Genomic DNA, 13,023 nt, shown 5'->3' on the forward strand with positions numbered 1-13,023 from the left:
ATCGGCAGAAAGAGGAATATTGGATGAAATCAATTACACAAACTTTGTCGATAGCGACACTATTTTTCAGCATTGTCATATTGTCTGCTGCGCAGGCGCAGACGATACGAACCATTGCAGTGAGCGGCAGCGCCGAGCAAAATGTTGTCCCCGATGCGTTTAAGATGAGCTTTAGCTTCGAGCAACGCGGGCCAGATTTGGTCGACGTTAAGCGAAAAGTGGACGAGAGTGTTGAATCTGCCACGAAGGTACTTAAAGACGAAGGTGTCAAAGCAGACAACATCCGCTCAATGGATGTAACCGTTTACCCTTGGCTTGAGACGGAACGTATGGATAATCAGCGCCAGCGAGTCAATAAGGGCTTTGTTTACAGACGCACGATCTACTTCAGTCATGAGAAGCTCGACGCCTTCGATGAATTAATTAAGAAAATTGCTGGTCTACCCAAAGGTCAAGCGCCTACGCAAATTGGTCAACTTGAACTCATTCGACAAGACGAATCATCCTTACGCGATGCACTCGTCAAAGAAGCATTAAGCAATGCAAAAGCGAAGGCTGAGGACATGGCGCAGCACATGGGCATGGAATTAGGCCATGTCTTATTTATGAGCGATGGAACGACACCCCCAGAGCACATGTTTGAGCGCAATGAGAGTATGCTGATGGCAAAGAGCAGTGAAGCAATAAGCTCCTTGCCCGGTCAGAATACGATTGCAGCAAGCGTTCAAGTGGTGTTTGAAATACATTCCGTTGGCAGGGCCTTAAAATCGAACTGATGAAGGAAAACTATGACTGAAATGGCTGCAGATACGCCGATAACAGAGCCACTCTCTAAGCAATACCTTGGCTTACTTGCGCAAGCGAAGTCGCTCATAGCCGGTGAATATGATTGGGTTGCGAACCTGGCTAACTTAAGTGCGCTTTTGTTTAACAATCTGGATGATGTGAACTGGGCAGGGTTTTATTTGATCAAAGACGATGAACTGGTGCTGGGGCCTTTTCAAGGGCAGGTTGCCTGTATCAGGATAGCCCTTGGTAGAGGTGTTTGCGGAACTGCCGCGCAATCCAAACAAACGCTTCTGGTTGACGACGTCCATCAATTTGCTGGACACATTGCTTGTGATGCAGCTTCAAACTCTGAAATTGTTATTCCTATTCAATTGAACGGTCTTGTGATTGCAGTCCTAGATATTGATAGCCCTTCATTGGCACGGTTTACCTCCGAAGATCAACTTGGTTTAGAAGCTATTGTTAAAGAATTAGAAGCGCATTATAGAAATGAAACAATTTGTTGATATACATACTGTACTAAGCACACCCGATGATATGGATGATTACCATGATGATGCCATCTCAGCGAGTGAAAAGCTTAATATTATTTTGCACATGGTTTACGACCAAGCTGATGATGATATTGATACCGCATATTTAGAAGCTTTGTTAGAAAAAACTTGGGAGTATTGGCACAAGGACCGATATCTAATAGATATTGAGGTTGACGATTTACTCGATTGGGTGGATCATCTGTTCAGTGAAGGGCTCGACGAAGTTGAGTCTTGATGTATTGCATGCGCCTAATTGAAGCAATTTGACGTAGATAAAGAACTAACACACTTTTTAATTCGGCCAATTTTCTTGGCCTTATAAAATATATGCGCGCTTAACAAAAATTTAATCGATAAAAGATGATTTGATGGAACAACAAAAATTAACGAATGTAAAAGACACTTTGGATTATTTAGCTAAACGGTTTCCACAGTGTTTCGTATTAAACGGCGAGGTCAAGCCTCTAAAGATTGGTATTTTTCAAGACCTTGCAACAGAGCTTGAAGGCGCCGAGTTTGTCAGTAAACGGTTACTGAGGATGTCGTTAAGACATTATACCAGCGGTTGGAAGTACCTAGCGTCAATGAAAGAAGGTGCGGCGCGTGTTGACCTTAGTGGTGAGGCGGGCGAGCTTATTGAAGCCGAGCATGCTACACACGCCTCTGAGCAATTGGCACAAAGTAAAAAACTTGCCGCTGAAAAACGCGAGCAGCAAAAAGCCGCTAACAAACCAAAATCGGGTGCAAAAGCAAAAGCGAATTCAGGAAGTAAATATCCTGACGCGAAAAACCGTCGTCCAAGCAAAGGCGGCGATGCCCGTAAGGTAAAGCAAGCAGTCAAACCTCGTATGAAGGTTGCCCCGATTGATGAAAATGGGTTAAAAGTAGGTTTAAAGGTATCTGTAAAGGTAGGGCAACAGCCAATGCCTGCAACAGTAACCGACATCGGCAAAGACGGAGTGTTTGTGCAACTAAACTCCGGAATGACAGTCAAAGTTCAACAGCAGCAACTGCGTGTTATTGTTCAAGATTAGATGACATCGCACAAATCAGTTTTTATAGGGTAGGTTGAATGCATAATACGCCAAAGCATTACAAGGGTTATTCCAGAGGCCAGAGCTTCACTGACAATCAAAAGCAAGTTAAGCCTAACGCCATTTGTAACAGTAATAACGGGCAGGGAGTGAAGCGACGTAGTTTTACTTTAGCCGGTACTATGCTGGGACTGAGCCTGTCCTTGGGGGCGTTCAGCGCAAATTTTGTTTATGCCGAAGCGACTACCGAAAGCTTTGAAATCCCGACACTTGAGCAGGAAAAGCAACACTCGATTGCAGCTAAGAGAATCTCTGACCTATTTACTCGCGCCCACTACAAAAAAATTGCTATAGACGATGCGCTGTCTGAAAAAGTATATGACCGATATCTTGACGCTTTGGATAGCAGCAAGCATTTCTTTACTCAGGATGACGTTAAGTCGTTTGCAGCTTATGAAGATAAGTTTGATGATGCAATCCGCATCGGAAATCTTGAGTTAGCCTATGAAATGTATCAGCGCAGCTTGGAGCGCCGTCAGGAGCGCTACGCGTACGCGCTGACCCTGCTAGACGAACCTTTCGATTTTGAGCAGCAAGGCGATAAGTTTTATTACGACCGAGAAGATGCACAGTGGCCTGCATCAGAAGCAGAAATACAAGAGCTATGGCGTCAGCGCGTAAAGTATGACGCTTTAAATCTTAAGCTTGCTGATAAAACTTGGGAAGAAACCCAAGAGTTGCTCACAAAGCGTTACCAGCGTGCCCAGCGTCGACTGACGCAAACGAAAAGTGAAGACGTGTTTCAAGCGGTGATGAATTCATTTGCACGCAGTATTGAAGCGCACACGAGTTATTTGTCTCCTCAACGTACCGAACGCTTTCAAATGGATATGAATCTATCTTTTGAAGGGATTGGAGCGGTACTTCGAATCGAAGAAGACCATACAACAATTATGAGCGTGGTGCCGGGTGGACCTGCAGATAAATCCGGTGAAATAAAGCCCGAAGACAAGATTATTGGCGTTGCACAAGAAGATGAGGACGCATTTACTGATGTTGTAGGATGGCGCTTAGATGAAGTGGTTGAACTAATAAAAGGCCCGAAAGGCAGTGATGTAAAACTACAGGTCCAAAAAGGTGGCACAAGCACCAAAAAAGTCGTTGAGGTTGCCATCACTCGAGACAAAATTAAACTAGAAGATAGGGCGGCGAAAGCAGAAGTAATTGAGCCTAGTGATGGCATCAATGCGGGTAAGCGTATCGGGGTTATTGAAATACCCTCGTTCTATCACAAACTCCACGCAGACGTTATCAAGCTTCTTGACGAGCTCAAAGAGCAAGAGGTAGAAGGCCTAATCGTGGACTTACGAGGCAATGGCGGTGGTTCATTGCCAGAGGCAGTTGCACTGAGCGGTTTATTTATTGAAAAAGGCCCAGTCGTTCAAATTCGTCATGAAAGCGGCCATATCGAAGTCAACAGAGATAAGGACGGGAAAGTCCAGTATGACGGACCATTAACCGTTTTAGTGGACCGGTTTAGCGCGTCAGCCAGTGAAATTTTTGCTGCAGCAATGCAGGATTTCAATCGAGCGATCGTAATTGGTGAGCAAACCTTTGGTAAAGGGACCGTACAACAGCATCGTTCATTAAGCAGAGTGTATGATTTTTTTGAAAACAAGCTTGGCGCTGTGCAATTTACGATGGCTAAATTCTATCGAATAAATGGTGGTAGTACGCAACACAGAGGCGTAACGCCAGATATCTTATATCCATCTCCGATTGACCCTGCTGAGTGGGGCGAGAGTCGCGAAGAAAACGCTTTACCATGGGACAGTATTAGAAAAGCCAATTACACGAGTTTGCCAGAAGCAGGCGCGATGGTAGATGTCTTGGCAGCTAAGCACGCGGCCAGAACCTTAAAAGACCCAGAGTTTCAATACATCTTTGATGACATTAAAGAGTACAATAAAAACAAAGATAAAAAGTACATTTCCTTGGTCGAGAAAGAACGCATTGCCGAAAAAGATGAAAATGAAGCGAAGCAGCTTGCTCGGACGAATGAGCGACTAGAGCGACTGGGCTTGGAGAAGCTTGCATCACTTGACGATGACATTCCAGAGGCATTGGAGGAGCTGGACCCTTTCTTAACCGAGGCAGCCAATATTACTTTTGATATGATTGACTCAGGTTTATACGCCTTGAATAGTCGTTCATAAATTTAATCATTCTTGAGAAAGGTCACGTTATACGTGGCCTTTTTTTTAAGAATAAATAAAATCCTAGCACCAACGGTCTACTGTTGTTATCGTTGGTAATGCATAGCGGCATACAGCTGCTGTAAACGAAGCAATAAACAAGCAATATAATAAAAACAAGAGGTTTGTATGGCGTCTCGTGGCCAGTTTTCTTCCCGTATTGGTTTCATTCTGGCCGCTGCCGGCTCGGCTGTCGGTTTAGGTAATATTTGGGGTTTTCCAACAAAAGTTGCTGAAAATGGTGGTGCCGCTTTTGTACTGATGTATTTAATTATGGCCTTTTTATTAGCCTATCCGGTGCTAATGGCTGAATTGATCATTGGGCGTGCAAAGCGAGCGAATATGATCGATGCCTTGCGCAGTATTTCGGGTAACGCATTCGGTTCCATTGTAGGCAGTGCTGGCGCTATTACCGTAATTTTCATTTTAGCGTTTTATAGCATTGTTGCTGGCTGGATGTTTTCTCACCTAATTGACGCCGTGTTAAGTATTATCACTGTTGATTTGCCTTGGCTAACGGATAGCTCGATTGCTCGTAATATCATCTTTATGTGTATTTTCTTAGCTTTCACTTGTGCTGTGGTTATTGGTGGAGTGAGTGGCGGTATCGAAAAGTGGTCGGTTAGACTAATGCCGACCCTACTAATTTTAATCATTGCTCTTATTTTGTATGTCAGCTTTCAAGACGGCGCGATAGACGGTTGGAAAGCGTTTCTAATACCCGATTTTGCAAGAGCCGTTGAGCCAGGTCTCTTAGTCGATGCTATGGGGCAAGCATTTTTCTCAATGTCCTTAGGCGTTGGGACAATGCTGGTTTACGGCTCATATATACAAAAGAATGAAAGCTTACCTCGACTAGGGGCATCTGTCGCCCTTGTGGATATTGGTGTCGCTATTTTGGCCGGCATGCTAATTATTCCCGCTATGTACGTTGCGCTTAACAACGGTGTAGAAATATTCATCGGCGATAAACTGATAGAAGGCCCAACCCTGATATTTCAGGTTTTGCCGTCACTTTTCGCTACCATGGGTTTTGTTGGCACTTTCGTCGCAAGTGCATTTTTTGCCTTAATGGTCATCGCTGCCTTAACATCGTCCATTTCTATGCTAGAAGTGCCTGTTGCTTATTTAGTGGACAATAAAGGTTTGCGTAGAAAGCGAGCAACTGTGCTAATTACGGTTTTGGTGTTTGCTTTAAGTACGATTATTGTGCTCAACTTCGATGTTTTATTTGGTTTAGTCATTTCCATTACAACCGAATATAGTCAGCCCATTCTCGGTTTATTCTTATGCATCTTTGCAGGTTGGATTTGGAAACGAAATGAGATATTAGGCGAGCTTAAGCAGGGCAACGTATCGATAGAGCAAAGTGTGTTTTGGAAAATTTGGCCTTGGTACGTTAAATTTGTATGCCCTGTAGTCATTGCAGTCATGTTCTATCGTTCCGTGTTTTAGCGCAGCGTAAAGTCATATTTGTATAGCTGGGCATTTCGCCTGAATGCACGTTTAGAAAAGGTAACAACAATAAGTTATGGATAATCAAATCAAGGCACCTAGTCTTATTGACGCGCTTGTACCCATCGTTGTGTTAGTACTTTTGATGGGCTCATCTGTTTATTTGTTTGGTTATGACTCTTCATACGGGCCGAATCAAATAGCGCTCTTAATTGGCATGTTTTTGGCTGCGGGTGTAGGTCTTAAAAACGGCTATAAATGGAAAACGATAGAGGAGGGGATTGTTGCTGGCATTTCGATGTCCCTTGGCGCGTGCCTTATTTTACTCGCGGTTGGCTCGCTCATTGGTACATGGATGTTGGCGGGTACGGTTCCCACGCTTATTTATTATGGCTTATCTATTCTAAACCCCAGTCTATTCTACGCCGCTTCATGTTTAATTTGTGCGATTGTTGCTATGAGTATAGGCAGTTCATGGACGACCGCCGCTACAATTGGTGTGGCTTTAATCGGTGTAGCAACGGGGATGGATTTATCCCTGGCGATTACCGCAGGTGCTATCGTTTCAGGCGCATATTTTGGCGATAAGCTTTCGCCATTGTCGGAAACAACCAATTTAGCGCCCGCCGTAGCCGGAACAGATTTGTTCCAACATATAAAATATATGATGTGGACAACTGTCCCTAGTTTTTGCATTGCATTAATACTGTTTACAATCTTAGGCTTTCAAGAGGACGGAGCCGCTGTAAGCTCTCGTATCTCGGACATGCAAGCGCTTCTGGTAACGGAATTTACAATTGCTTGGTACACACTAATTCCGCTTTTTGTTCTACTGTTTTTAGCGGTAAATAAAATGCCGGCTTTTCCTGCGGTTTCAATCGGCGCTCTGATTGGCGGTATTTGGGCATTGTTGTTTCAACCCTCTTTAGTGAGCAGTATGCTGGAAACGGAGTTTGGCGATACCATCACATCATTAATGGTAGTCTGGACTGCTTTGTTTGATGGCGTAAGCTTTTCCACACCTGATGATAATTTAAACTCTTTGCTATCGCGAGGCGGCATGTCCAGCATGCTCAATACAATCTGGCTGATTATATGTGCCATGTCATTTGGCGCGGTGCTTGAAAAAGTTGGGCTGTTAACGGCGATTGTTTCAGCTGCTTTGAAAGGAGCAACATCTGCGGGCGATATGGTGTCGCGTACAATTTTGACGTGTATCGGTACTAATTTGGTGACTGCTGATCAGTACATTAGTATTGTTATGCCCGGACGGATGTACAAAGAAGAGTTTGAAAAGCGTAATCTACATCAGTTAAATCTTTCACGAAGCTTAGAAGATGGTGGAACGATCACCTCCCCATTGATACCTTGGAATACGTGTGGCGCATATATGCATAGTGTGCTCGGCGTGCATCCGTTTTCTTATATATTCTATGCATTTTTCAATCTGCTAAACCCGATATTAGCGGTGATATATGCATACATGGGCATTAAAATATTGCGATTAGAACCACCAAAAGTAGCGCTGCGTGAAGAAGCTTCAAAAGCACAGTGAGCAACCCAAGCGTGGGATGACGCGCTTTTTAAACTTTGTAAATTTATTGAGAAAAATATGACCTCAACAATGCTTGCGAAGCGCAGGGAAGATTATCGCCCTGCCGCTTTCGAAATTGATTCCGTTAATTTAAGCTTTGAGCTTCACCCAAGTGCCACCATTGTTAAAAATACAATGGTCATCAGCCGCAAAGATGACACGGCGAGTGAAATCGTGCTTGACGGTGAATCACTGACCTTGTTGACCTTAACTATCGACGGTAAAGAAGCACAAGCGGGAAAGGACTATCACCTTAGTGATGAGTCTTTGAGTATCAAAATAGCTGGTGCTACCTGCACGCTTGAAATTACTAATAGAATCAATCCGCAGTCAAATACCTCTTTAGAAGGCCTATATTTTGTCAGTGATGCGTTCTGCACGCAGTGCGAAGCTCAAGGCTTTAGAAAAATCACCTATTTTCTAGACAGACCCGATGTCTTGTCTATTTTCACGGTGAGCATCATCAGCGATGACCCAAAGCTCAAATACTTACTCAGTAACGGCAATAAGCTTGCGGACGAAGTCTTAGAAAATGGTAAACGACAGGTGATTTGGCATGACCCGCATCGAAAGCCTTGTTATTTATTTGCATTGGTAGCAGGAGATTTTGACTGTTTAAGCGACCGCTATGTCACCAGCGAAGGACGTGATGTTACTTTGGAAGTATTCGTTGATAAAGGGCGCTTGCATCAAGCAAATCACGCTATGGCTTCCTTGAAAAAGTCGATGCAGTGGGATGAGCAGACCTTTGGTTTGGCCTACGATCTTGATATATATATGATTGTCGCAGTCGATTTTTTCAACATGGGCGCAATGGAAAACAAAGGTTTGAATGTATTTAATTCAAAATTTGTACTTGCTGATCCAACAACGGCGACAGACGAAGACTACTTCAATATCGAATCTATTATTGCGCACGAATATTTCCATAATTGGACCGGAAATCGAGTGACTTGCCGAGACTGGTTTCAGTTGAGTCTCAAAGAAGGCTTAACCGTTTTTCGTGACCAAAAGTTTTCTGAAGACGCAAGTTCACAGCTGGCCTGCAGAATAAAACAAGTAAAAGTCATGCGCGAACATCAGTTTGCTGAAGATGCCGGCCCCACGAGCCATCCCATACGCCCTGATGAAGTTATGGAGATGAACAATTTTTACACCGTTACGGTGTATGATAAAGGCGCTGAAGTGATTCGAATGCTGTATACCATGTTGAGTGCGAATGGCTTTAAAAAAGGGCTGGCCCTATATTTTAAAAGGCATGATGGCCAGGCAGTAACCTGCGACGATTTTGTCAACGCAATGCAAGATGCAAATGATGAAGACTTATCACACTTCAAACGCTGGTACTCTCAGTCAGGCACGCCTCTTGTCAAGGTTCGAAAAGTAGATGATGGCTATGAAGTTGCGCAGCTTAATCTGCCTACAGCAGACCAAGCAGAGAAGCAAACACTGAGCATTCCGCTTACCTTCAGTGTGCTTGACGAGCATGGTACTGAGCACTTCCTTGGTGAGTCAGAAAACAGCATTATAACGCTACGAGATGAGCTTACAAAGATTCCCATCCCCCAAGACATATTGAAAGACAGTGCTGGGATAAACGCTTTAACGCCCGTTTTGCTTGCAGATTTTAGTGCGCCAGTGAAGCTCGACTTTGCATACAGCGCGACAGAGCTTTTACATATTATTCAGTATGCAAAAAGTCACTATGCCAAATGGGACGCGTGTCAGACCCTGTATTCTCAATTTGTCGTGTCCGAATATACACGACAAATCGAAGGTAATGAGGATGCGCAAACAGCGGCTTCAGGGGATAAGCTTCGCAGCAGCATAGCATCGCTAATTGAGTACTTAGAGAAAGCCCATCTGCCCTTTGACGTTACCGCGCAAATGTTAATTCTTCCGGGCTTTGAAACGCTCGCGACCGGCATTAATGCCTTATCTCCATTAAATCTTCATCACGCTATAGAGCATGTAAGACAGCAATTAGCGCAAACATGTGAGGCAATGTGCCTGCGTATACTCACGCAAGAGCCTTTGATGCAAGCAGAGAATTTTGACTATCAGTATGAACAGGCGCAAGTGAACGCTCGCAGTCTGAAAAGCGAATGCCTAAAGCTGTTATCGCTGTCGTGCCTTGATGAGTCTAGCCCTGCTAGTCAGTTGCAGTTAAACACCCGCTACAAACAAGCAGATAACATGACCGATAAGCTGATGGTTCTTCAGGCTGCGCAACAATCGAATATTGAAGTGTTTGATCAGCTTATGTCTTTATTTGAATCGGAGTATGGTGACGATGCGGTCGTGATGGACAAGTGGTTTGCTTTGCATGCCACCGCGCAGCGTTCAGATATTTTGGCACGCTTGGACTTATTGCGTGCGCACGGCCAGTTCTCAATCAAAAACCCAAATAAAGTACGCGCTTTAATTGGTAGTTTTGCCTTTTACAATCATGCGGGCTTTCATGCGCCAGACGGCAGCGGTTATAAATATGTTGTAGATTATCTCATTGAGCTTGACGATATCAATCCGCAAGTTGCAGCGCGCATTGTCACGCCTTTATTGCAGGCTAAGCGATATGCGCAAAGCGCTAAAAGCAAGATGTTAGAACAAATAAAGCGTTTATTAACTAAGCAGAACATTAGTAAGGACTTATTCGAAAAACTGTCAAAAACGCTAAGTGACATAGAGCACGATTAGACCAAATGTGGTGATTGCCTAAAGCATAAGTAATAAGTAAGCTAAACTCAGGAAAAGCGACAGCGTCAAGTAGCGCTAAAAAAGCCCTAGAAGCAAAAATGTAACAAAATGCCGAACAAAACATTTACATTTAGTATCAGCATGAGCTACATCGAGTGTCAGGATATGTATGCCGACCAAATTAAATACGTGATCGTCACTGCCGACAGTGGTGAGCGTGTACAGTTGCCCAAAGAAAATTTACGACGCTTTTTATTACCCACTGGCATACATGGGCGTTTCGCGATGGAAGTCAATTCTAAAAACAAGCTCATTCGCCTTGAACGGCAATAAGTGCTTTTTGTCAAAAACAAGCTGAAGGTACTTGCAGCTCGTATCATCGTGTTCGCTACGATGACTTGATCAAACGCTAATTGTCAATCACACATTATTGTTCGAATTTGCGGCAATCTCTTATAAAAGAGCGGCATTAATCGCAACTGGTACGATTTGTTCTTGCGAATAATGTAAAATGATGTAATCATTTTGTTAATTGAACACTTGTGTCTACACTAATCGTATAACGATTGTATTGGAGAGAGTAATCGCATGATAAACAAGCCTAGTGCATATAAGAAGTCAACATTAGCAATAGGTGTTGCTGCAGTATTGGCCGCAGCCTCGCAAAGCGCAACAGCAGCCAATTGGAACTTTGGCGATTTAGAAGTTACCTTTGACTCAAACTTTTCCCTTGCGACCAGTATTCGCGTTGAAGATCGCGATTTAAGTTTGATCGGAAACAGCAATAACCCTCAATTCGATTGGACTGGCTATAATCCAGCTACCAACGTCATTTACCCGAACACCGACGTGTGGGCACTATCCCCAAATGGTTCTTATTCTACCAACGGTGATCTAGGCAACCTGAATTTTGACCCAGGCGAAGCGGTATCAACCCAGTTTACGGGCCTTCACGAGCTTGAATTGCAGTACAAAAACTTTGGTTTATTTGCCCGCGGCTTCTATTTCTACGACTTTGAACTAATGGATAACGACCGTGACTGGGAAAATCCTATCACTGGCGTAACAAGTGATCCTTGCCGAGACGATATTGCCAGGGACCTCCAGTGCCGCGACGTGCGCCTACTTGATTTGTTTGCGTATACCGATTTTTACGTGGGTGATATGCCCGTAAGTTTACGTATTGGTGAGCAAGTAATATCGTGGGGGGAGAGCACCTTCATTCAGCACGGTATTAATACGACAAACGCAATCGATGTTCCTCGCGCGCGTGCACCGGGCGCAGAGTTACGCGAAATATTTATTCCGGCAGGTATGGTCTATGGCTCAATTGGTTTGACTGATGAAGTTAGTTTGTCCGCATATTACCAGTATGAGTGGCAACGCTCTTGGTTGCCGGTTCCGGGTACATATCTAGCAACCAATGATTTTGCTGGTGACGGTGGTTCGTTTAATAACGTTCAGTTAGGTTTTTCTGGCAACCCCGATATTGATGCCGACACCCTTGTGAGTCAGCTTAACTTAATTGGTAACGCACTTCGTTCTGGTCAACTATCTTCAGCGGATGCATCACAAGCTTACCTTGCGTACCCAACTCGAGTCGCGGTCAGAGCGCCCGGGGACGAAGCGCACAAAGATGCGAGTGATTCAGGTCAGTACGGTGTAAGAGTCACTTGGTTTGCGCCAGAGCTTAACGAAACCGAGTTTGGCTTTTATCACATTAATTATCATAGTCAGCGTCCACTTGTGTCTGGGGTCACTTCAGACTTTACTGCACAGGGGATTGGTCAAGACTTAGGGTTTTTAGCATCGAATCTTGTGACCCGAGACAACCTTACTGAGTTGGGTGCATTTACTAAATCTGAATTCGTTTACCCTGAAGATATACAGCTTTATGGTTTAAGCTTTAACACGAATGTGGGTGAAACAGCCGTAGCAGGTGAGTTTTCCTATCGTGTAGATGAACCTTTGCAGATAGATGATGTTGAGCTTCTGTACATGGGTATGCCCGAGCAATTAGCTAATGCAGGCTTACGTCCTGACTTGGCGGGTATATCCCAATTGAACAACATCGGCTTTAATGTTGGGCCAGGCGAGACAGCTCCAGGTTTCTTATTATCTGATACTTGGCAAGCGCAGTTTACTGTTTCGCATGTATTTGGACCTGCTTTGGGAACGGATAACCTTGTTCTCTTGGGCGAAGCTGCTTACGTCTCAATCGAAGATTTTCCAGACCCAAGCGTGATTCGTTTAAATGCGCCCGGAACAGCGCGAACACCCTCGCTAGAGCCGGTTCCGGGAACAAATAATTTCAGAGAAGGTCTACATACTGGCTTGTCAAACGGCCCTGAGCTAAATCCTTTCTCAACGGATACCTCATGGGGTTATCGTTTACTTGCAGTGGCGGATTACAACAGCGTATTTGCTGGCATGAATCTACGCTTGCGAGCAACGTTTGCGCATGACGTTGATGGCACAACACCTGATCCTCTTTTCTTGTTCATAGAAGATAGAAAGTCTGCAAATATTGGCTTTACCTTCGATTATTTGAACCGATGGTCATTTTCAGGCTCTTATAATGCCTTTTGGGGTGGAGTGGGCACTACAAATCAGTTAAGCGATAGAGATTTTGTTTCCTTTAATATTAGATATGCAATTTAAGG

The 13,023-nt window shown here is 44.2% G+C and carries 10 protein-coding genes; all 10 read left to right on the top strand.

Features of this window, described 5'->3' with window-relative positions; translation table 11 throughout:
- Nucleotides 1–23 precede the first annotated feature (23 nt).
- The 10 genes from PN836_RS02465 (at nt 24) to PN836_RS02510 (ending at nt 13,021) form a co-directional block, all read left to right on the top strand.
- Nucleotides 24–776, top strand: a complete 753-nt coding sequence (locus PN836_RS02465) for an SIMPL domain-containing protein (RefSeq protein ID WP_395343079.1) — start codon at nt 24–26, stop codon at nt 774–776.
- 12 nt (nt 777–788) lie between these two features.
- The gene (locus tag PN836_RS02470) at nt 789–1,295 is read left to right on the top strand and encodes a GAF domain-containing protein (protein WP_395343082.1); all 507 of its coding nucleotides are present in this window, start codon (nt 789–791) and stop codon (nt 1,293–1,295) included.
- Nucleotides 1,279–1,560, top strand: a complete 282-nt coding sequence (locus tag PN836_RS02475) for a hypothetical protein (RefSeq protein ID WP_395343084.1) — start codon at nt 1,279–1,281, stop codon at nt 1,558–1,560. The genes PN836_RS02470 and PN836_RS02475 overlap by 17 nt, the downstream gene beginning before the upstream one ends.
- A 133-nt stretch (nt 1,561–1,693) precedes the next feature.
- Complete coding sequence (gene proQ, locus PN836_RS02480; RefSeq protein WP_395343086.1) at nt 1,694–2,359, top strand: RNA chaperone ProQ; 666 nt, start codon at nt 1,694–1,696, stop codon at nt 2,357–2,359.
- 182 nt (nt 2,360–2,541) lie between these two features.
- Entirely contained in the window at nt 2,542–4,575 is a 2,034-nt protein-coding gene (gene prc / locus PN836_RS02485; protein ID WP_395345430.1) for a carboxy terminal-processing peptidase, read from the top strand.
- A gap of 168 nt (nt 4,576–4,743) precedes the next feature.
- Nucleotides 4,744–6,069 carry a sodium-dependent transporter gene (locus PN836_RS02490; RefSeq protein WP_395343088.1) on the top strand — a complete coding sequence of 442 codons (1,326 nt, stop codon included), beginning with the start codon at nt 4,744–4,746 and terminating at the stop codon, nt 6,067–6,069.
- A gap of 76 nt (nt 6,070–6,145) precedes the next feature.
- Nucleotides 6,146–7,624: a Na+/H+ antiporter NhaC gene (nhaC, locus tag PN836_RS02495; RefSeq protein ID WP_395343090.1), complete on the top strand. Its 1,479-nt coding sequence runs from the start codon at nt 6,146–6,148 to the stop codon at nt 7,622–7,624.
- A gap of 57 nt (nt 7,625–7,681) precedes the next feature.
- Nucleotides 7,682–10,360: an aminopeptidase N gene (gene pepN / locus PN836_RS02500; RefSeq protein ID WP_395343093.1), complete on the top strand. Its 2,679-nt coding sequence runs from the start codon at nt 7,682–7,684 to the stop codon at nt 10,358–10,360.
- Nucleotides 10,361–10,468: 108 nt separating this feature from the next.
- Nucleotides 10,469–10,693 (top strand): DUF2835 family protein, encoded by a 225-nt coding sequence (locus PN836_RS02505; RefSeq protein WP_395343095.1) that lies wholly within the window; start codon nt 10,469–10,471, stop codon nt 10,691–10,693.
- A gap of 255 nt (nt 10,694–10,948) precedes the next feature.
- On the top strand, nt 10,949–13,021 hold the full coding sequence (locus tag PN836_RS02510; RefSeq protein ID WP_395343097.1) for a DUF1302 domain-containing protein: 2,073 nt from the start codon (nt 10,949–10,951) through the stop codon (nt 13,019–13,021).
- The last annotated feature ends 2 nt before the right edge of the window (nt 13,022–13,023 follow it).

The sequence above is a fragment of the Ningiella algicola genome, from assembly GCF_028401415.2.
Taxonomy (GTDB): Bacteria; Pseudomonadota; Gammaproteobacteria; order Enterobacterales; family Alteromonadaceae; genus Glaciecola.